General features: G+C 71.8%; 13 protein-coding genes. 4 read left to right on the top strand and 9 right to left on the bottom strand.

What is annotated here, in order from left to right:
* The first annotated feature begins 12 nt into the window (after positions 1-12).
* Both PKE85_RS00540 and PKE85_RS00545 read left to right on the top strand, forming a co-directional pair.
* A complete protein-coding gene (locus PKE85_RS00540; protein ID WP_271202837.1) occupies positions 13-1,329 on the top strand; it encodes a capsule polysaccharide biogenesis protein in 1,317 nt (438 codons plus the stop codon).
* Positions 1,326-2,117, top strand: a complete 792-nt coding sequence (locus tag PKE85_RS00545; RefSeq protein WP_271202838.1) for an SDR family NAD(P)-dependent oxidoreductase — start codon at positions 1,326-1,328, stop codon at positions 2,115-2,117. The genes PKE85_RS00540 and PKE85_RS00545 overlap by 4 nt, the downstream gene beginning before the upstream one ends.
* A 46-nt stretch (positions 2,118-2,163) precedes the next feature.
* On the opposite strand, the gene clpB is transcribed toward PKE85_RS00545, so the two are convergent.
* The 6 genes from clpB to PKE85_RS00575 all read right to left on the bottom strand — a co-directional run bounded on the left by clpB (position 2,164) and on the right by PKE85_RS00575 (position 11,825).
* Entirely contained in the window at positions 2,164-4,761 is a 2,598-nt protein-coding gene (gene clpB, locus PKE85_RS00550; protein WP_271202839.1) for an ATP-dependent chaperone ClpB, read from the bottom strand.
* A 282-nt stretch (positions 4,762-5,043) separates the two neighbouring features.
* Positions 5,044-5,937 (bottom strand): DUF4167 domain-containing protein, encoded by an 894-nt coding sequence (locus PKE85_RS00555; RefSeq protein ID WP_271202840.1) that lies wholly within the window; start codon positions 5,935-5,937, stop codon positions 5,044-5,046.
* A 354-nt stretch (positions 5,938-6,291) separates the two neighbouring features.
* Positions 6,292-7,149: a peptide chain release factor N(5)-glutamine methyltransferase gene (gene prmC / locus PKE85_RS00560; RefSeq protein WP_271202841.1), complete on the bottom strand. Its 858-nt coding sequence runs from the start codon at positions 7,147-7,149 to the stop codon at positions 6,292-6,294.
* The gene (gene prfA, locus PKE85_RS00565; protein WP_271202842.1) at positions 7,146-8,234 is read right to left on the bottom strand and encodes a peptide chain release factor 1; all 1,089 of its coding nucleotides are present in this window, start codon (positions 8,232-8,234) and stop codon (positions 7,146-7,148) included. Before prfA ends, prmC begins: the two co-directional genes overlap by 4 nt.
* A complete protein-coding gene (gene ptsP, locus PKE85_RS00570) occupies positions 8,231-10,507 on the bottom strand; it encodes a phosphoenolpyruvate--protein phosphotransferase (protein WP_271202843.1) in 2,277 nt (758 codons plus the stop codon). Before ptsP ends, prfA begins: the two co-directional genes overlap by 4 nt.
* A gap of 61 nt (positions 10,508-10,568) precedes the next feature.
* Positions 10,569-11,825, bottom strand: coding sequence for an aspartate kinase (locus PKE85_RS00575; RefSeq protein ID WP_271202844.1), 1,257 nt, complete (start codon positions 11,823-11,825; stop codon positions 10,569-10,571).
* 118 nt (positions 11,826-11,943) lie between these two features.
* On the opposite strand from PKE85_RS00575, the gene ubiG reads away from it, so the two are divergent.
* On the top strand, positions 11,944-12,705 hold the full coding sequence (gene ubiG, locus PKE85_RS00580; RefSeq protein ID WP_271202845.1) for a bifunctional 2-polyprenyl-6-hydroxyphenol methylase/3-demethylubiquinol 3-O-methyltransferase UbiG: 762 nt from the start codon (positions 11,944-11,946) through the stop codon (positions 12,703-12,705).
* Here the strand turns inward: ubiG and PKE85_RS00585 are convergent.
* The 3 genes from PKE85_RS00585 to PKE85_RS00595 form a co-directional block, all read right to left on the bottom strand.
* A complete protein-coding gene (locus tag PKE85_RS00585; RefSeq protein ID WP_271202846.1) occupies positions 12,660-13,691 on the bottom strand; it encodes a transglutaminase family protein in 1,032 nt (343 codons plus the stop codon). The two genes, ubiG and PKE85_RS00585, sit on opposite strands and share 46 nt — an antisense overlap.
* Complete coding sequence (locus PKE85_RS00590; RefSeq protein ID WP_271202847.1) at positions 13,688-16,156, bottom strand: circularly permuted type 2 ATP-grasp protein; 2,469 nt, start codon at positions 16,154-16,156, stop codon at positions 13,688-13,690. Before PKE85_RS00590 ends, PKE85_RS00585 begins: the two co-directional genes overlap by 4 nt.
* A gap of 109 nt (positions 16,157-16,265) precedes the next feature.
* Positions 16,266-19,580 (bottom strand): transglutaminase family protein, encoded by a 3,315-nt coding sequence (locus PKE85_RS00595; RefSeq protein ID WP_271202848.1) that lies wholly within the window; start codon positions 19,578-19,580, stop codon positions 16,266-16,268.
* Between the two features lie 219 nt (positions 19,581-19,799).
* Here PKE85_RS00595 and PKE85_RS00600 point away from each other — a divergent pair, with 219 nt between their 5' ends.
* Positions 19,800-20,918, top strand: coding sequence for a zinc-binding metallopeptidase family protein (locus PKE85_RS00600; protein ID WP_271202849.1), 1,119 nt, complete (start codon positions 19,800-19,802; stop codon positions 20,916-20,918).
* Positions 20,919-21,490: the final 572 nt, after the last annotated feature.

A 21,490-nucleotide genomic window follows, 5' to 3' on the forward strand; every position in this document is an offset into this window, starting at 1 on the left:
CCTGGGCGATGGATGAACAACCGCGGCGAGCACACCGCACGGCCGGGTCGGACGTTCCTGTTCCTGCAGGGTCTGGCCTCGCCGTTCTTCCGCAGGCTCGGGCGAACGCTCGTGCGGAAGGGCTACGGCGTCGAGCGCATCAATCTCAATCTGGGCGACCGGCTGTTCTGGTCGGTCCCGGGCGCCTGCGACTATCGCGGCCGCTACGAGGACTGGCGCGGCTATCTCTCGCGCTTCATGGACGAGCGCGGCGTCACCGATCTGGTGCTGTTCGGCGACGGGCGGCCCTACCACCGGGTGGCCATCGCCACCGCGCAGCTGCGCGGCGTGGCGGTGCATGTGTTCGAGGAAGGCTACATCCGGCCGGACTGGATCACCATGGAGCCGGGCGGCGTGAACGGCTTCTCCAGTCTGCCGCGCGATCCGGACAGCGTCCGCGCGCTGGCGGCGGCCGCGCCTGAGGCGCAGGTCCCGGCGCACATCCGCGGCGACATGCGCACCCGCACCCTGTGGGACGTGGTCTACAACTCCGCCAACACCTTCTTCCCCTACCTCTACCCCGGCTACCGGCGCTATCGCCCGCACCACCCTTACGTGGAATATGCGGGCTGGCTCGGCCGCATCGTGCGCGGCAAGGCCGAGGCCCGCCGCGCCTCCGCGACCCAGGCCGACCTCACGCGGGACGGCGCGCCCTATTTCGTGCTGCCGCTGCAGCTCGACAGCGACTACCAGATCCGCATCCACTCGCCGTTCAGCGCCATGACCGAGGTGGTGAACCTTGTGGCGCGCTCGTTCGCGGCCCATGCGCCGGCGGAGGCGCGGCTGGTGGTGAAGCTGCACCCGCTCGACAACGGGCTGGTGAACCGCCGCCGCGTCACCGCCCAGACCGCCAAGCGCACCGGCCTCGGCGACCGGCTGCTGTTCATCGACGGCGGCGACATGCCCAAGCTGCTGGAGGGCGCCCGCGGCGTGGTGGTGGTCAACAGCACGGTGGGCACCCAGTCCATCGACATGGGACGCCCCACCATCGCGCTGGGGCAAGCGATCTACGACATGCCGGGCCTGACCCATCAGGGCTCGCTCGAATCGTTCTGGAGCGCGCCCGAGGCGCCGGACCCGGACTTCGCGCGCGACTTCCGCAAGGTGGTCATCGCCAAGACCCAGCTCAACGGCGGGTTCTACTCGCGCGAGTCGGTGGAGATCGCGGTCGCCAACGTCATCGCGCGGCTGCAGGAGCTGGCGCCGCTGTCGACCCGCCGCGCGGTCGCGCTGCAATGGGCGACGCCGCTGGCGGACGAGGCGGCCCCCGCGCCCGCGCCCGGCGAGTGAGCGCTTCTCCCTTTCGCTCCGTGGTCATCACGGGCGGCGGCCGGGGCATCGGCGCGGCGCTCGCCCGCGCCTGCGCCGGGCCGGACGTATCCCTGCTGCTGATCGGCCGCGACGCCGCGCGCCTGGGCGAGGTGGCCGAGGACTGCCGCGCGCGGGGCGCCGAGGTCGAGGTCGCGGCGCTCAGCGTCACCGAACATCCGGCGCTGGCGGCGGCCATCACGGCCTTCGACGCCCGGCGGCCGGTCGATCTGGTCATCGCCAACGCCGGCGTCTCCGGCGGGCTCGGCGACGGCCGCGCCGCCGAGAGCTTCGAGAGCGCCCAGCGCCAGCTCCGGGTCAACCTGGAGGGCGCGGTCGCCACCGTCGCGCCGCTGGTCGAGCCCATGCGCGCCCGCGGACATGGCCGCATCGCGCTGATGAGTTCGCTCGCGGCGCTGCAGCCGGTGGGCGACACGGCGGCCTATTCCGCCTCCAAGGCGGGCGTGCTGGTCTATGGCGAGGCGCTGGCGGATTTCCTCGCGCCGTCCGGCGTCGGCGTGTCGGTGATCTGCCCCGGTTTCGTCACCAGCGACATGAGCGCCCGCTATCTCGGCCCGAAACCGTTCGAGATGTCGGCGGACGCCGCCGCGGCGCTGATCCTGAAGCGGCTGGCCAGGGGCTGCGAGCGCATCGCCTTCCCCTGGCCGCTGGTGGCGCTGATCCGCCTGTCCCGGCTGCTGCCCCGGCGGGTGTCGCGCTACGTGCTGTCGCGGGTGCCGGTGGAGATCGCCCCCGACCGCGCCATGTGAGAACGGCGGCTGAGAACGGCGGCCCTGGAGCCGCCGTTCGTCCGTCTTACGCCGCAGCCGCGACCGCCCGGGGGCCGACCACGAGGCCGGAGCCCGTGGCCGAGACCGGCACATGCTGGCCGTCGCGCACCTCGCCCGCGAGGATCAGCTCGGCGAGCGGGTCCTGCACGTACTTCTGGATCACCCGCTTCAGCGGCCGCGCCCCGTAGGCCGGGTCGTAACCCTTCTCGGCGAGCCATTCGCGCGCGCTTCCGTCCAGATCGAGCGTGATCTTGCGGTCCTCCAGCAGCTTGCGCAGCCGGGCGAGCTGGATGTCCACGATCGCGCCCATCTGGTCCCGCTTCAGGCGGTGGAACAGCACGATGTCGTCCACGCGGTTCAGGAACTCCGGCCGGAAGTGCGTGCGCACCACCCCCATCACCTGATCGCGCACCGCGTCGGTGTCCTCGCCGTCGGGCTGGTTGACCAGATACTCGGAGCCGAGGTTCGAGGTCATGATCAGCAGGGTGTTGCGGAAGTCCACCGTGCGGCCCTGTCCGTCCGTCAGGCGCCCGTCGTCGAGCACCTGCAGCAGGATGTTGAACACGTCCGGATGGGCCTTCTCCACCTCGTCGAACAGCACGACCTGATAGGGCCGGCGCCGCACGGCCTCGGTCAGCGCGCCGCCTTCCTCATAGCCCACATAGCCGGGAGGCGCGCCGATCAGTCGGGCAACGGCGTGCTTCTCCATGTATTCGGACATATCGATGCGCACCATGGCCTGGTCGTCGTCGAACAGGAACGCGGCAAGCGCCTTGGTCAGTTCGGTCTTGCCGACGCCGGTGGGCCCCAGGAACATGAACGAGCCGATCGGCCGGTTCGGATCCTGCAGCCCGGCGCGGGCGCGCCGCACCGCGGTCGAGACCGCCTGCACCGCCTCGGCCTGGCCTACGACGCGCTTCGCCAGCTCGTCCTCCATGCGCAGCAGCTTGGCGCGCTCGCCCTCCAGCATCTTGTCCACCGGCACGCCGGTCCAGCGCGACACCACCTGAGCGATGGCGTCGGGCGTCACCACCTCCTGCACCATGGAGCCGGCGCCGCCGGCGTCCTCGGTCTCCTTCAGCTCGCGCTCGAGCTTCGGGATCACGCCATAGGCCAGCTCGCCGGCGCGGGCGAGGTCGCCCTTGCGCTGGGCCTGCTCCAGCTCGATGCGGGCCTTGTCCAGGTTCTCCTTGAGGCTCTGGGCGCGGCCGAGCTTGTCCTTCTCGTTCCTCCAGCGCGCGGTGAGGGCGTCCGCCTTCTCCTGCAGGCCGGCGAGCTCGGTCTCGAGCTTGGACAGGCGGTCCTTCGAGGCGTCGTCGGTCTCCTTCTTCAGCGCCTCGCGCTCGATCTTGAGCTGGATGATGCGGCGGTCGTACTCGTCGAGCTCCTCGGGCTTGGAGTCCACCTGCATCCTGAGCCGCGACGAGGCCTCGTCCATGAGGTCGATCGCCTTGTCCGGCAGGAAGCGGTCGGTGATGTAGCGGTTCGACAGCGTGGCGGCGGCGACCAGCGCCGAGTCCGCGATGCGCACGCCGTGGTGCAGCTCGTACTTCTCCTTGATGCCGCGCAGGATGGAGATGGTGTCCTCCACCGTGGGCTCGGAAACGAACACGGGCTGGAACCGGCGGGCGAGCGCGGCGTCCTTCTCCACATGCTTGCGGTACTCCTCGAGCGTGGTGGCGCCGACGCAGTGCAGCTCGCCGCGGGCGAGCGCGGGCTTCAGCAGGTTGGAGGCGTCCATGGCCCCGTCCGCCTTGCCGGCGCCCACGAGGGTGTGCATCTCGTCGATGAACAGGATGATCCCGCCCGCCGCCGACTGCACCTCGGACAGCACCGCCTTCAGCCGCTCCTCGAACTCGCCGCGGTACTTCGCGCCGGCGATCAGCGCGCCCATGTCGAGCGCCAGCAGGCGCTTGTCCTGCAGCGATTCCGGCACGTCGCCGTTGACGATGCGCAGCGCCAGCCCCTCGACGATGGCGGTCTTGCCGACGCCGGGCTCGCCGATGAGGACGGGGTTGTTCTTGGTGCGGCGGGACAGGACCTGGATCGCGCGGCGGATCTCCTCGTCGCGGCCGATGACCGGGTCGAGCTTGCCCTCGCGGGCGACGGCGGTCAGGTCGCGGGCGTATTTCTTCAGCGCGTCATAGGCGTTCTCGGCCGTGGCGCTGTCCGCGGTGCGGCCCTTGCGCAGCTCCTCGATCGCCGCGTTCAGCGCCTGCGGGGTGACGCCCGCGGCGGCGAGCGCCTTGCCGGCGTCGGTGTCCTTCTCCAGCGCGAAGGCGGTCAGCAGCCGCTCGGCGGTGACGAACTGGTCGCCCGCCTTCTTGGCGAGCTGCTCCGCTGCGGTGAACACCCGCGAGGTGGCGGGCGCGAGATAGAGGTTGCCGCCGCCGGAGCCGCTCACCTGCGGCGCCTTGCGCAAGGCGGCCTCCACCGCGGCGCGGGCGTCGGCGGGCCGGCCGCCGGCGCGCTCGATCAGGCCGGAGGCGAGGCCTTCCGGGTCGTCGAGCAGAACCTTCAGCACATGTTCGGGAAGAAGCTGCTGGTGGCCGGCGTTGGTCGCCGCCGTCTGCGCCGCCTGCAGGAACCCCCGGACGCGTTCGGTGTAGATTTCCGGATTCATGCGTCTCTCCTCTGGAGCGCGCCGTCGTCCGCCGCCCTCATGGGCCCGAGCGGACAACGCAGGGATTATGGCCCCCGCGCTTCGGCGCCTCAATGACCGGCGGCCGAGCGGCCGCCCGGGAGCGCCGGTCCGGCCTCCCCCTCGCGCTCCATATGGGTGTGTCTTTCAGGTCACAAAAGGGGAGCGTCCGAAATTTCCGCTCCGGAGCCGGACCAAAGAAAAAGGCCGCCGGGCTGACGCGCCGGCGGCCTTTGACGTTCAGGTCGGCCAGAGGCCGGCGCCTCACTCGGCGCCGGACGGCTCCACGTCGCTGGGGGCCGCGGCCTCGCCGGCCTCGTCCTTGTAGCGGCCGTAGCGGCGGCGGCGGGCGCGGGGACGCGGCGACGCATCCTCGGCCTCCGGCTGGGGCGCGTCCGCGGCGGCCGTCTCGGGCGCCGGGGCGGCGGCGACCGCAACGGTCTCGGCGGGCTCCGGCGCCGTCTCGGTGACGGAGGCCGGGGCCTCGGTCACGAAGGCCGGCTGGGACGACCCGCCGGTGATGAAGGCGGGCAGCGCGCTCACATTGGCGTCGTCCGCGCGCTCGCCGCGCTCCTGCCAGTCCGGGCGAGGTCCGCGCTCGCGGCGTTCGCCGCTGCGCTCGCCCCGCTCGCGGTTGCGCTCGTTGCGGCGCGGCTGCTGGTCGTTCCGACGCGGCTGCTGGTCGTCGTCGCGGGGAGCGCCGGCGTAGGGCTGGCCGTTGCCGTTTCCGTTGACGTGCCGCGGCTGGCGCTCTCCGCCGTTGAAGCCCTGCGGGGCCGCGACGGGCTGGGGCGCAGGCTCCGCGCCGTCCTGCTCGTCGTCGAAGTCGAGCGAATCGGAGAAGTCGTCGGCGTCGGCGCGCACGAAGGTCTGGTGCGGCTGATACTGGGCCTGGGCCGCGGCGAGCAGGCGATAATAGTGCTCCGCGTGCTGCAGGTAGTTCTCCGCCGCCACCGGGTCGCCGGACGACTGGGCGTCGCGCGAGAGCTGCACGTATTTGTCGGCGATGGTCGCCGCGGTGCCGCGGATCTTCACGTCCGGCCCGTTCGACTCATACGAGCGGGTCAAAGGGTTCGGACCCTTGCCGCCGCCGCCGCCTCCGCCGCCCCCACCGCCGCGGTTGCGGCCGCGAAGGCGCTTGGACTGTCCTTGCCTCATGGCGTTCAAATCAGCACTCGTTCTGTTTCGAAGGGCCCAAAAGCCGGGGGACCGACCGATCCGCCGGCCGCCCGCCGCCGCCGTTCCGGTGAAGGAAAGGGGCGTCCGGAGAACGCCCGGCCATATGGCGCGAGCGACCCGGCCGTCGGACCATGCGGCGAAACCGCGAGGGCCAACGCAGGCGAGATCGAAGCGGTGCGTCGATCTTTCGAAGCCGTCCCGACGCCATGGCGCGGTCGCAGCTTCAAAATTATCCGTCCGTCGCTCACGGTCCCTGCGCAATGCAACGCAAGCGGGCGTCGGACGATTCCGACCCGGAACATAGCGTTCCGCCCTTCACTTTCCAAGGCTTTTTTAGACGTCGGACCGTCGTTCCAGCGTCAGCGCCCGGGGAACGCCGCCGAGGTCCTTCCGGGCGGCGCCGGCGGGAACGAAACCCGCCGATGCGGCGATCCGGGTCACGTCCGCCTCCTGCCCGATCCCGAGTTCGAGCACGGCGACGCCGCCCGGCGCCAGCAGCCGGTCGAGATCCGCGATGATGGCGCGGTAGGCGTCGAGCCCGTCCGCGCCGCCGTCCAGCGCGGCGGGGGGGTCGAAGGCGCGCACGTCCCGCTCGAGCCCGCCCATGTCCGCGGTGGGGATGTAGGGCGGGTTGGACAGGACCAGATCGAAGCCGCCCGTCAGCGCTCCGGCCCAGTCGCCGGCGAGGAATGCCGCGCGGCCGCCGAAGCCCAGCCGGGCTGCGTTGTCCCGCGCGGCCCGGGCCGCCCCTTCCGCGCGGTCGACGCCGACGCCGAACGCTTCGCTCCGCTCGGACAGCACGGCGAGCAGGAGGCAGCCGGAGCCGGTTCCGAGATCGAGCGCGCGCGCCGGGCGGTCGGGCAGCGCGGCCAGCGCCGCCTCCACCACGGTCTCGGTGTCCGGGCGCGGCTCCAGCGTGTCGGGGGCGAGACGGAACGTCAGGCCCCAGAACTCCCGGAAGCCGCGGATGCGCCCCACCGGCTCGCCCTCGAGCCTGCGGGCGACGAGCGCCTCGAAGCGGGCGAGGGCGTCCGCGGGCGCGGCGTCGCGGGCGCGGGCCAGCAGCGCGGCGCGGTCGAGGGCGAAGGCCTCCTGCGCCAGCGCCTGGGCGTCGAAGCCGGGGCTTGCGAGCCCGGCCGCGCCGAGGCGGGCGGCGGCGGCGCGCAGGGCGTCGCCAAGGGTGGTGGTCACGCCGCGGCGTCCTCGGCGGCGAGCAGGCGGGCGCGCTGCTCGGCGGCGAGCGCGTCCACCAGATCGCTCAGGGCTTCGCCCTCCATCACCTGATCGAGCTTGTAGAGCGTCAGGTTGATGCGGTGGTCGGTCACCCGGCCCTGGGGGAAGTTGTAGGTCCGGATGCGCTCGGAGCGGTCGCCGGAGCCCACCTGCACCCGGCGCGCGTCGGCGCGGGCGCCGTCCACCCGCTCGCGCTCCAGATCGTAGAGCTTGGCCCGGAGCAGAGCGAGCGCCCGGGCGCGGTTGCGGTGCTGGGAGCGCTCGTCCTGCACCGCCACCGCGATGCCGGTGGGCAGGTGGGTGACGCGCACCGCGGATTCGGTCTTGTTGACGTGCTGGCCGCCGGCGCCCTGCGCCCGATACACGTCGAAGCGCAGCTCGGCGTCGTCCAGCGTCACGTCCACCTCCTCCGCCTCGGGCAGCACCGCGACGGTGGCGGCGGAGGTGTGGATGCGGCCCGAGCTTTCGGTCTCCGGCACCCGCTGCACCCGGTGGACGCCGGATTCGAACTTCAGCCGGCCGTAGACGCCGTCGCCGGCGATCTCGGCCACGATCTCCTTGAAGCCGCCGGCCGCGCCCTCGCTCGTCGACAGCACCTCCACCTTCCAGCCGCAGGCGTCGGCGTAGCGCTGGTACATGCGGAACAGGTCGCCCGCGAACAGGGCGGCCTCGTCGCCGCCCGTGCCGGCGCGCACCTCGAGGATGACGCCGCGGCCGTCGGCCTCGTCCTTGGGCAGCAGTTCGAGCTGCAGGGCGCTCGCGGCGGCGTCGCGGCGCTCGCGCGCCTCGGCCAGCTCGGTCTCCGCCAGCGCCTTCACCTCGGGATCGCCGGACGGATCGTCGGCGAGATGGTCGAGATCGGCGATCTCGGCCTCGATGGCGCGCAGCCGCTCGATGGCCTCCACCACGGGCGCCAGCTCCGCCCGCTCGCGGCCGAGGCGCGCCAGACGGTCGCCGTCCGTGGTCCCGGACAGCGCGTGGTCGACCGCGGCGAAGCGTTCCAGCACCGCGTCAAGCTTTTCGGCAGGAAGATCGACGTTCACGGCTCGACAGGAAGCCCCCGTTTGGCGGCGTAGGCCTGCAGCGCCGGGCGCAGGCAGGACGGCCCGTCCTCCGCGTCGATCAGCGGCTCCACCACCGAGGCGGCCTCGGCCACGTCGAGCGACAGCAGCATGGTCTTCACCGGGCCGACGGCGGCCGGCGACACCGACATGGCCCGGTAGCCCACCGCGAGCAGGGCCATGGCCTCCAGCGGCCGCGCGGCCATCTCGCCGCAGAGCGTGACCGGGGTGCCGTGCTTGGCGCCGGCCCGCGCCACGGCGCGCAGCGAGCGCAGGAAGCCGCGGCTGAGCGGATCGAACCGGTTGGCGATGCGCGGGTTGCCCCGGTCCGCCGCGTACAGGAACTGCATCAGGTCGTTGGAGCCCACCGACAGGAAGTCCGCCTTGCGGGCGATCTCGTCGAGCTGGAACAGCAGCGACGGCACCTCCACCATCACGCCGAGGCTCATGGAGGTGGGCGCCCGGTGGCCGTGGGCGTCGAGGCGGGCGCGCTCGCGCTGCACCACCGCCACCGCCTCGTCGAACTCGGACACCGCCGCGACCATGGGGAACATGATGCGCAGCTCGCGGCCGGCGGCGGCGCGCAGCATGGCGCGCACCTGGGTGCGCAGCAGCGCCGGCCGGTCGAGCCCGAGCCGGATGGCGCGCCAGCCCAGCGCCGGGTTCTCCTCCGACTCCATGCTCATGTACGGCAGCACCTTGTCGCCGCCCACGTCGAGGGTGCGGAAGGTCACCGGCTTGCCGCGGGCGGCCTCCAGCACGGAGCGGTAGAGCGCCTCCTGCGCCGCGGTCTTCGGCAGCGAGGTCGCCACCATGAACTGCAGCTCGGTGCGGAACAGGCCGACGCCGTCGGCGCCCGTCTCCTCGATGTGGGGCAGGTCCACCAGCAGGCCGGCGTTGAGGTAGAGCGAGACGTCGACCCCGTCCTGGCTGCGGGTCGGCTTCTCGCGCAGCGCCCGGTACTGCTCCTGGCGGCGGGCGCGGAACCGCACCTTGTCGGCGTAGGCGCGCTCCACGTCCGGGGTCGGCCGCACATGGACCTCGCCGGAGACGCCGTCGACGATGATGGCGTCGCCGGCCTCCACCAGCCCGGTGGCGTTCTCGAGCTGGCCGACCGCCGCGATGCCGAGCGCGCGGGCCACGATCGCCACATGGCTGGAGCCCGAGCCCTCCTCCAGCACCAGGCCGCGCAGGCGCGAGCGGTCGTAGTCCAGCAGCGCGGCCGGGCCCATGGAGCGGGCCACGACGATGGCGTTTTCGGGCAGCTCCGCCACGGCCGGGGCCATGCCGAGGCCGGGGGAGGTCAGCTCCCGCAGCAGCCGGTTGGCGAGGTCGTCCAGATCGTGCAGCCGCTCCCGCAGGTAAGGGTCGGTCTGGCGCTGCATGCGGGCGCGGGTGTCGGACTGCACGCGCTCCACCGCCGCCTCGGCGGTGAGGCCCGTCAGCACGGCCTCGTGCAGCCGCCGGCCCCAGCCGCGGTCGTTGGCGAACATGCGGAAGGCTTCGAGCACGTCCCGGTGTTCGCCGGCGCGGGCCACGTCGCCCTCGTCCAGCAGCACGTCGATGGAGGCGCGCAGCCGCGCCAGCGCCGCGTCGAGCCGCTTCAGCTCGGCGGCGGAATCCTCGGCGATGAGGTTCTTCACCACCACGCGCGGCTCGTGCAGCACCACATGGCCGAGGCCGATGCCTTCGGACAGGGGCGCGCCGCCCGCATGGGCCGGGCGACGGCCCACGGGCTCCACGCCGCCGCCGGGCGGCGCCAGCTCGCCGCTGGCGATCATCTCGGCGATGACCATGGCCGTGGTCTGGAGCGCCTCGATCTCCTCGTCGGAATAGGAGCGGTGGGCCTTGTTCTGCACCACCAGCACGCCGAGCGTGTTGCCCGAGCGCAGGATCGGGACGCCCATGAAGGAGTGGTAGATCTCCTCGCCCGTCTCCGGCTTGTAGGAGTAGGCGGGATGGGCCTGGGCGTCGGCGAGGTTGACCGGCTCGGCTTCGTCGGCGACGAGGCCGACGAGGCCCTCGCCCTTGCGCATGGTGGTGCGGTGGACGGCGTCACGGTTGAGGCCCTCGGTGGCGTACAGCTCGAGGTCGCCGTCCACGCGCAGCACGTAGACCGAGCAGACCTCCGCCACCATGTTGGCCGCGATCAGGACGACAATGCGGTCGAGCCGCTCCTGCGCCGTCACCGGCTCGGCCATGACCTCGCGCAGCCGGCGCAAAAGCACGCGCGGGCCGCCATACGCGCCTCGCATCTTCCGCTCTCCGGATCGGTGGGTCCTGGCCGCCCTCGGGCCGCCGACAGGCCCGCCGCGTTCAGGCCTTGTCGAGCCCGTATAGCGAATGCAGCGTTCGCACGGCAAGCTCGGCGTAGGCCGCGTCGATCAGCACCGAAATCTTGATCTCGGAGGTGGTGATGGCGCGGATGTTGACGCCCTTCTGCGCCAGAGCCTCGAAGGCCTTGGCCGCCACGCCGGCGTGGCTGCGCATGCCGATGCCCACCACCGACACCTTGCAGACGTCGTCGGTGGAGCTCAGCGCCTCGAAGTCGAGGCCGGCGCCCTTGCGGGATTCGAGGATCTGCGACGCCTTGGCCAGATCGCCGCTCGGCAGGGTGAAGGTGATGTCGGTGGTGCTGCCGTCGTCGGAGACGGTCTGGACGATCATGTCGACGTTGATCGCCGCGTCCGCCAGCGGGCCGAACACGGCCGCGGCCACGCCCGGCTTGTCCTTCACGCGCCGGAGCGTGATCTGGGCCTCGTCCTTGGAGTAGGCGATGCCGGTGACGACTTGTTTTTCCACGATCTCGTCCTCGTCGCAGATGAGCGTTCCGGGCGGCAGGCCGTTGGGGCCCACCTGCGGCGCGTCCGGCGCGTCGAAGCTCGAGCGCACGAACAGCCGGACCTTGTGCACCATGGCCATTTCGACCGAGCGCACCTGAAGAACCTTGGCCCCGAGCGAGGCCATCTCGAGCATTTCCTCGAAGGCGATGCGCTCCATGCGCTGGGCCTTCGGCACGATGCGCGGATCGGTGGTGTAGACCCCGTCCACGTCGGTGTAGATGTCGCAGCGGTCGGCGCCGATGGCCGCCGCCACCGCCACCGCGCTGGTGTCGGAGCCGCCGCGGCCAAGGGTCGCGATGCGGCCGTCGGGTGCCACGCCCTGGAAGCCCGCGATCACCGGAACCAGACCTTCGCTCATCAGCGCGGTCAGCGACCCGCCCTCGATCGATTCGATCCGGGCCGAGCCGTGGGTCTCGTCGGTGCGCAGCGGGATCTGCCAGCCCTGGAACGAGCGCGACGGCACGCCCATGCCCTGCAGCACGATGGCGAGCAGGCCGGAGGTCACCTGTTCGCCCGAGGCGACGATGGCGTCGTACTCGCGGGCGTCGTGGATGGCGCCGGCTTCCCGGGTCCAGGCCACGAGCTGGTTGGTGGCGCCGGCCATGGCCGAGACCACCACCGCGACCTCGTTGCCCGCGTCGATCTCGCGTTTCACGTGGGCGCCCACATTGCGGATGCGTTCCACGTTCGCGACGGACGTGCCGCCGAACTTCATCACTATGCGGGGCATCGAACGGATCGGTCTCGGAAAACGGGCGGGGGCGACGGAGCGGAAGGCCCATCGGCGAAAAAGGCGCGTATAGATAGCCGCCGACCTCTCCCGACACAACGCCGGAGACGATGTTTCGATGACGACGCCGAACGCCGCCAGCCTCGACCGCGACGAGGTCGCCCGTTTCGACGCCCTGGCCGACCGCTGGTGGGACCCGGACGGGCCCATGAAGCCGCTGCACCGCTTCAACCCCGCCCGGGTCGCCATCTTCCGCGACGCCGCGGCCGCGCGGTTCGGCCGCGACCCCAGCGCCATGCGCCCGCTCGCCGGGCTGACCCTGCTCGACGTGGGCTGCGGCGCCGGCGTGCTGGCGGAGCCGCTGGCGCGACTGGGGGCCGAGGTGACGGGGATCGACCCGGCCGCCGACCTCATTCCGGTGGCGCGGGTCCATGCGGAGGACGCCGGCCTCGACATCGCCTACCGCGTCGCCGCGGCCGAGCAGCTTCTGGCCGAAGGCGCGAGCTTCGACGTGGTGGTGGCCTCCGAGGTGGTGGAGCACGTCAACGACGCGCCCGGCTTCATCGCCACGCTCTCCGGCCTCGTCCGGCCGGGCGGGCTGGTTCTGCTGTCCACCATCAACCGCACCTGGCTCGCCCATGCGCTGGTGATCGTGGGCGCGGAATATGTGCTGCGCTGGCTGCCGCGCGGCACCCACGACTACGACCGGTTCGTCACGCCGGCCGAGCTTGCGGCCGCGGCGCGGGCCGCGGGGCTGGAGCCCGAGGCGCCCAAGGGCATCCGCTACGACCCGCTGAAGGATCGCTGGCGGACCAGCGGCGACGTGTCGGTGAACTACGCCTTGGCGGCGGGCAGGCCGGGCGCCGTGGGCGGCGCCTGAACCTCGGCGGGCGCTTCGGTGTCCGATTCGGCTTCGACCGCGGCCTCGTCCGCCGATTCGGTCTCCGCGTCCTCGTCCTCGTCCGTCTTCGGCGCAGGGATCGGCTGCGGCTCGCCGAGCGGGATCACGTCCACCGTGTGGCGGGTCTTCTGGGGACCGGCGGTGATGAGCACGCCGTCGATCGGCGCCACGTCGGAATAGTCGCGCCCCACCGCGACCACGATGTGGTCGTCGCGGGTCGCCATGGCGTTGGTGGGGTCGAAGCCGCGCCAGCCCAGCTCCTCGCCGAGCCAGACCTTGACCCAGGCGTGCATGGCGTCGGCGCCTTCGAGCCGGGGCTTGCCGGGCGGCGGGATGGTGCGCAGGAAGCCGCTCACATAGGCCGCGGGCACGCCGATGCCCCGCAGCGCCGAGATCATGATGTGGGCGAAGTCCTGGCACACGCCCTTGCGGGCGGCGAAAGCCTCCTCCACCGGCGTGTTCACCGTGGTGGCGCCGGGCTTGTAGGCGAAGTCCTTTGTGATGGTCCGGGCGAACTCCAGCATGGCGACGCCGATCGGCGCGTCCATGGCCACATGCTTGGCGGCGTAGGCGGTCATGGCCTCGGAGGCGTGGGCGATGCGGCTGTCGCCGAGATAGTGCATCGGCCCCCGGCCCGAGACGTCGCGGGAGGCGAAAGCGGCGCGCGCGATCTCCGCCACCGTCGGCGTCGCTTCGAGGTTGGGCGTGGCGCGGTGGATCTCCACCCGCGAGCGCATGGTGATCTTGAGCGCCTGATGCGGCTGGAACAGCAGCACGTGGTCCAGCGTGTTGCCGAAGAAGTCCAGGTCCAGCACCCGCTCGTCGGGCCGGGGCGAGATGTCGATCTCCGCGCCCCAGATGGTCTGGCTCGGCTCCGACGACGGCCGCACCCGCAGGATGTGGCGGGCGTCCTTGACCTGATCCGGGTAGTCGTAGGCGATCTTGAGCGTGATGTCGTAGATCATTCCGCCTCCAGCCGCTCGACGCCGAGCTGCGGGCCGAAGCTGAAATAGCGCTCCGACATCAGGTTGGAGATGTCGCCGAAGTCGCCGGCGATGCGGGTCAGGAACGGAATCGTCGCCTCCTCCGGGTCGCCGGTGGCGAGCCGCACCCTCAGCCGGGCGGAGCGGCGCGCCACCTCGTCCAGCGTCTCGCCGTGGCGCAGGCCCGGCAGTTCCCGCAGCAGCGCGTCGAAGGCGTTGGCCTGATAGGCCACCGAGCGCGGGTTGAGCGGGTCGAGCACCGCGAGGTCGACCACCGTGGAGCGGGACAGGTCCACGGAGTAGCGGCGGCGGTAGGTGACGCGGCTGTCGGTGTACTCCAGCAGCGCCTCGAGCCCGCCTTCGGTCAGGTTCGGCTTGGTCAGCGCCGCGGCCACCACCGCGGTGGTCTGGCCGCGCTCCACCCGGCGGCCGCACTGCAGGAAGCGCCAGCCGGTGAACTGGTACATGTTCTCGTTCACGAGACCCGAAAAGCCCGCGAGCCGCGTCAGCACGCCGCTCGCCAGGTCCGCCAGCGCGCGCGGGTCGTCGCCGGGCTTGTGGCTCTCGATCAGGTCCACGATCTCGCCCAGCACCCGCCAGCCGTCGGGGGAGAAGCGGTCGCGGATGCGGGAGGCGGTGGCGAAGGCCTGGGCCGCGAAATCGAGCAGGCCGACGGCGGGATGCGCGGCCTTCTCGTCCATGCCGATCTCGACCAGAGTCTTCAGCAGACAGGCCTCGATCGCGCCCTCGGCGTCGACCTCGGACAGCCGGCCGGCGTAGATGCGCGCGAGCCGGGTGGCGGCCTCGGCCCGCTCCACGTAGCGGCCGAGCCAGAACAGGTTGTCCGCGGCGCGGGACGGCGGCGCGCTCGGCAGCCGGCGGGCGAACTGCGCCGGCCGCTCCGACAGCAGCGACACCGGCTTGTCGTCCTCGGTGTCGGACAGGATCCACACGTCCACCGAATGGCCGCCCGCCTGCATGGAGATGGCGCGCGCGTCCGGAGAGCTGGAGACACGCGCGAAGGCGCCCGGCATGACGCGCCAGCCGTCCGCGTCCCGGGACAGGAACACGCGCATGGTCACCGGCCGGGGCTGCAGCCGCCCGTCGACGAACATCGGAGCGGTGGACAGCGCCACGATCTCCTGCCCCACCACGTCGACGCCGCCGTCGTGGTCGAGCGCGTCGATCAGCCGTTCGGACGCCGAGCGCACGATGCCGAGATCGAGCGGCTTGCGCCGCGCCGTGGCGGCGCCGGAGGGAATGGGGAAGGCGTCGGCGAGCGAGAGCCGGTCGCGGTTCTCGGAGACGAAGGCGCGCTCCGCCTCCTGCCCGCACCACCAGGTGGCGACGGTGGGCAGCTTCAGGTCCTCGCCCAGCAGCGCGCGGGCGAGCGCCGGCTGGAATGCGAGCAGGGCGCGGGTCTCCAGAATGCCGGAGCCGAGCGCGTTCACCATCTCCACCGCGCCCTCGCGGATGGCGCGCACCAGTCCCGGCGAGCCGATGCGCGACCGGGGATAGAGCTCCAGCGGATCGGCGAAATCGCCGTCGAGACGGCGCCACAGCACCCGGATCGGCTTGGCGCCGTCCACGGTGCGCACCGCGACCGAAGGGCCGTGGGCCGCCAGATCGCCGCCCTCCAGCAGCAGGAAGCCGAGATAGCGCGCCAGATAGGCGTGCTCGAAATAGGTCTCGTTGTGGGGGCCGGGCGTCAGCAGCGCCACCCTGAGGCCGCGCCCGTCGTCGAGGGCGTAGAGCGCCTTGCGGAAGCCCTTGAAGAAGGCCGCCAGCCGCTCGACCTTCAGCTTGCGGATCAGGTCGGGGAAGGCGCGGGTGTTGGCGACCCGGTTTTCCAGCGCGAAGCCCGCGCCGGACGGCGCCTGCGTCCGGTCGCCCAGCACCCACCAGCGCCCGTCCGGCCCGCGGCCGAGATCCACCGCGATGAAGCGGATCAGCGGCTGGCCCGACAGGCCCTGATCGGCGAGCGGGCGCAGGAACTCCGGGTTGCGGCCGAGGATGGGGGAGGGCAGCACGCCGTCGCGCACCATACGGCGCTCGCCGTAGAGGTCCCCCAGCAGGCGCTCGAGGAAATGCGCCCGCTGGATCAGCCCCGCCTCCAGCTCCGACCACTCGGCGCGGTCGAGAATCAGCGGCGGATGGGCGAGCGGCCACACCCGCGACGGCGCGCTGTCCTCCGCGCCGCCATAGACCCGGTAGAACACCCCGGCCTCGCGCAGATACTGCTCGGCGCTTCCGAAGCGGCGGCCACGCTCCTCCTCGCTCATGCGCGACAGCGCGGCGATCATCTCGCGGTAATGCGGCCGGATGCGCCCGTCCGGCCCGCGCATCTCGTCATAGATGCCCGTCGGCGGGGCGTAGCCCTTCAGCAGCGCGCGCACGGCGGCGACGTCCGGCGGCGGCGGGGCCGCGAGGGTTTCGGTGTCAGGCACGGGCGGCAGGCTCCAGTCGGGGCCGCATCATGACGCAGCGCGCAGGGCTTGGCGATTGCCGAACGGCCACGCCCGCCCGCGGTCGACGGGGGCGTGGCCGTAAGGCGCGTCAGCGCAGGCCGGCGGGACGGCGCAGGTCGAGCGTGTGCGGGAAGCTCGGGTCCGGCGTCTCGATGGTGGGGACATAGAAGCCGGCGGTGTGGCCGATGTCCTCGAACCGCGCCAGTCTCCGGGCCTCGGCCTCGTAGGCGTTGACCGGGAACGTGTCGTAGTTCCGCCCGCCGGGATGCGCCACGTGGTAGACGCAGCCGCCGATGGAGCGCCGCGACCATGTGTCGTAGATGTCGAAGGTCAGCGGCGCATGGACCGGGATGGTCGGGTGCAGGCCGGACGCCGGCTGCCACGCCTTGAAGCGCACGCCGGCCACCTGCTCGCCGCCGATTCCCGTGGGCGACAGAGGAACCTGCCGGCCGTTGCAGGTGACCACGTGGCGGGCCGGATCGGCGTTGGTCAGCTTCACCTGCAGCCGCTCGACGGAGGAGTCCACGAAGCGCACCGTGCCGCCTATGGCGCCGGTCTCGCCCATGACGTGCCACGGCTCCAGCGCCTGACGCAGCTCCAGCCCGACGCCCTCGCGCTCGATCTTGCCGCAGAACGGGAAGCGGAACTCCCACTGGGCCTCGAACCATTCGGCCCGAACCGGATAGCCCGAGCGCCCGAGGTCCGCCAGCACGTCCAGGAAGTCGGCCCAGACGAAGGCCGGCAGCATGAAGCGGTCGTGCAGCCGCGTGCCCCAGCGCGCGAAGCCTCCTTCCGCCGGCTCTTTCCAGAACTTGGCGATCAGCGCCCGGATCATGAGCTGCTGGGCGAGGCTCATGCGCGGGTCCGGCGGCATCTCGAAGCCGCGGAACTCCACCAGCCCGAGCCGGCCGGTGGGGCCGTCCGGCGAATAGAGCTTGTCGATGCAGATCTCGGAGCGGTGGGTGTTGCCGGTGACGTCGATCAGCAGGTTGCGGAACAGCCGGTCCACCAGCCAGGCCGGGGGCGGCCAGCCCTCGCCCGGCGCCGGCACGTTGGCCATGGCGATCTCCAGCTCGTAGAGCTGGTCGTGGCGGGCCTCGTCGATGCGCGGCGCCTGGCTGGTGGGGCCGATGAACAGGCCCGAGAACAGGTAGCTCAGCGACGGGTGGCGCTGCCAGTGCAGCACCAGCGACTTCAGCAGGTCCGGCCGGCGCAGGAACGGGCTGTCGAGCGGCGTGGCGCCGCCCACCACCACATGGTTGCCGCCGCCGGTGCCGGTGTGCTTGCCGTCGATCATGAACTTGTCGGCGCCGAGGCGCGACTGGCGCGCGTCCTCATAGACGCCGGACGTGATCTCCACCGCCTCGCGCCAGGACGCGGCCGGGTGGACGTTGACCTCGATCACGCCCGGATCGGGCGCCACCCGGATCACGTTCACCCGGGGATCGAACGGCGGGGCGTAGCCCTCGATCTGCACCGGCAGGCCGGTCTCCTCTGCGGAGGCCTCGATGGCGCCCAGCAGGTCCAGATAGGCCTCGATGGACTCCATCGGCGGGATGAAGACGCAGAGCTTGCCGTCCCGCGGCTCCACCGAGAGCGCGGTGCGCACATGGCCGATGATCTCGTCCTGCATCGTGGCCGGGGCCTGCCACATGGGCTGGTCGGGGGTGGTGATGCGGCGCTGGCGGTGGGCGATCGCGATTTCGGAGGGGTCGGGCAGCGGCTCAAGCTCCCGCACCGGATCGGCCGGGAAGAAATAGGGGAACTGCCCGGCCGACAGATAGGGCAGGGCGCCCAGCGGCAGGCGGTAGCCGAGCGCGCTGTCGCCCGGCGACAGGAACAGCTTGCCGCGCCGGGTGGACCAGCGCTCCGAGGCCCAGCGCACGCTGTGCCCCTGCCAGGACTGGATCGGCAGCACGTAGCCCGTGGGCGTGTTCAGGCCGCGGTCGAACACCCGCGCGATGCGGGCGCGCTCCTCCGCGTCCTCGAGCTTCGGGTTCGAGGGGTCCACGTTCTCGGGAAGCTGCGCCTCGCGCACCAGCCAGTAGGACGGATCCTCATAGGCCGGCAGCGCGTTCTCGGTCGGAACGCCCAGCCGGGAGGCGATCTCACGGGTCAGCGTCTCCGCGCCGGGCAGGTTGGCGAGCGCGGTTCGCCGCTCCCGCGCGATCAGGTCGGCGTTGTTCCAGATCGGCTTGCCGTCCTTCCGCCAGTAGAGCGAGAAGGTCCAGCGCGGCAGGCTCTCGCCCGGATACCATTTGCCCTGGCCGTAATGCAGGAAGCCGCCGGGGGCGAAGCGGTCGCGCAGGCGGCGGATCAGGTCGTCGGCGAGGCCGCGCTTCTGGGGGCCGACCGCCTCCGCGTTCCATTCGGCCGACTGGAAGTCGTCGATGGACACGAACGTGGGTTCGCCGCCCATGGTGAGGCGCACGTCCTGGGCCTTCAGCTCCGCGTCCACCTTTTCGCCGAGCTCGTCCAGCGCCGCCCAGCTCTCCTCGGAGAACGGGAACGACACCCGCGGCCTCTCGGCGACGCGGGTGACCGACATGTCGAAGTCGAACTCCACCTCGGCGAAGCTCGCGGCCCCGCTGATGGGCGCGGCGGTGCGGTAGTGCGGCGTCGCCGACAGCGGCACGTGGCTCTCGCCGGTGAGCAGGCCGGACGTGGCGTCGAGGCCGATCCAGCCCGCGCCGGGCAGGTAGACCTCGGTCCAGGCGTGCAGGTCGGTGAAGTCGTAGGAGGTGCCCGCTGGGCCGTCGAGGGCGACCAGATCGGGCTTGAGCTGGATCAGGTAGCCCGAGACGAAGCGGGCGGCGAAGCCGAGGCGGCGCAGCGTCTGCACCAGCAGCCAGCTGGTGTCGCGGCAGGAGCCGGACAGCAGCGTCAGCGTCTCCTCCGGCGTCTGCACGCCGGGCTCCATGCGGATCAGGTAGCGGATGGTGTCCGACAGCGTGCGGTTGAAGTTGACCAGGAAGTCGACCGTGCGGGTCTCGCTGCGGTCGATCGCCGCCAGAAAGGCCTCCAGCTTCGGCCCGAGCGGCTCGGTCTCCAGATAGGGCTTGAGGTCCGCCTTGAGCGATTCCTCATAGTCGAACGGCCAGCTCTGCGCGCTCTCCTCCACGAAGAAGTCGAACGGGTTGTAGACCGTCATGTCGGCGAGCAGGTCGACCTCGATCTTGAACTCGGTCACCGGCTCCGGGAACACGAAGCGGGCGAGGTAGTTGCCGAACGGGTCCTGCTGCCAGTTGATGAAGTGGTTCGCGGGCGTGACCTTCAGCGCGTAGGACGGCACCCTGGTGCGGGAGTGGGGCGCGGGCCGGAGCCTCACGATCTGCGGACCGAGCGTCACGGGCCGGTCGTACTGGTAATGCGTGACGTGGTGCAGCGCGGCGAGGATCGACATCGGCGAAAAGCGTCCTGACGTTTCGGTCGGCGCCAGCTTACCCGCCCCCGGCGGCGCAGCAAGGGGAGGGCGCCGCGTCGCGAGGCGGCGCCTCAAATGCAGGCGACAGGCGCTGATTCTCTCGGCGCCGGAGGAAAGCCGGGAACCTTTCCGCCGTTCGCGCGCTCTTGGGCCAGTTCGACATGAAGCGGGCGCCGAGCCGCCCTTGAGGGGAACGTCATGAAGCTCTTCGCCTGCCCGTCCTGCAGCCAGGTCGTGTTCTTCGAGAACGTGGTCTGCGAGCGCTGCAACCACGCGCTCGGCTACGAGCCGGAAAGCAACGTCATGCTCGCGCTGGAGCCCGCCGACGGCGGCTGGGCGTCCGTCGGCGCCAAGGCCGACGACCGGCCGTGGCGCTACTGCGCGAACTATGAGCACGGCGTCTGCAACTGGCTGGTTCCCGCCGACGGTGCGGACGGCTTCTGCCTCGCCTGCCGCCACAACCTCGTGGTCCCCAACACCGCCGACGTCGCCAATGTGGAGCTGTGGCGCAACATGGAGGTGGCCAAGCGCCGCCTGTTCTATTCGCTGATTCGGCTGAAGCTGCCGCTGGTCACCCGTGCGGAGAACCCGGAGGGTCTCGGCTTCGAGTTCCTGAGCGAGGATCCCAACGCCGACGGCCATGTGATGACCGGCCACGACGAGGGGCTGATCACCATCGCGCTCGCCGAGGCGGACGACGCCGAGCGCGAAACGCGCCGCACCGCCATGGGCGAGCCCTATCGCACCCTGCTCGGCCATTTCCGCCACGAGGTCGGCCACTGGTACTGGGACCGGCTGGTGCGGGACGCGGGCCTGCTGGCGCCGTGCCGCGCGGTGTTCGGCGACGACAGCCAGGACTACAATGAGGCGCTGCAGACCCATTACGCCAACGGGCCGAAGCCCGGCTGGCAGAACGAGTTCGTCTCCCATTACGCCGCCGCCCATCCGTGGGAGGACTTCGCCGAGACCTGGGCGCACTACCTCCACATCACCGACACGCTCGACACCGGCCGGGCCTGGGGCTTCAAGGTGGACCCCCGCGTCGACCGGGAGGACGCGCTGACCGCCGAGATCGACTTCAACGCCTACGCCGCCTCGACTCCGATCGAGAGCATCGTCGAGGCGTGGATCGCGCTCGCAGGCGCGCTGAACGCGCTCAACCGCTCCATGGGCGCGGCGGACGCCTACCCCTTCGTGCTGTCGGAAGCGGTGATCCGCAAGCTCGCCTTCATCCACGATCTGGTCCATGGCCGAGTGCAGGCGGACGTGGCTCCGACCGAGCCGCAGGTGGAGCCCTCGGAGCAGGCGATCGCCTGATACCGCGCCTCGCCCCTGTCCCGAAGATTGCGCGCCGCAACAGCTAACATGTTGCGGCGCAAGAACGATTTCGCCCGGTCGCGGCGTCCTGCGCGCTTGACACGGCTGGGCTCTGGCATGCCAACTCCCCGCCGGTCGCGCTGAGGCGGCGAACCGCCGCAGCGTGGGCGGCCTCGTCGCCGAGGCCCAAGAAACGCAGCCGATGGATCGCGGCGCGAGGCTCTGCGCGCCGGCCGTATTCGCCGAAAAGCGGATTGCGGCCGCGCCGGGAAACGCGCCAACGGGTCGGACCATGGGCCGGTCGCGCCCGCTTGGGAGCTTCGAGCCCGCCTCCGGCGCGGCCTCGGCTCACGGGCGCGAGAACGTCATCGGGAGCGCCGGGCGGCCTGGCCGCGGGCGCGACCGTCTTCGCTGCGGTCGCCCGCGTCGGCCGCCGTCCGCGCCTGCCGGCGCGGTCGTTTCGGCGCGGGCTGCGCGCATCCTTCGGAAACGACGGGGAGTCGTCGATGAACATACATGAGTATCAGGCGAAGGCGCTTTTGCGTCGATTTGGGGCGCCTGTTCCGGACGGG

This window comes from Methylopila jiangsuensis, assembly GCF_027922305.1.
In the GTDB taxonomy this organism is placed as follows: Bacteria; Pseudomonadota; Alphaproteobacteria; order Rhizobiales; family Methylopilaceae; genus Methylopila; species Methylopila jiangsuensis.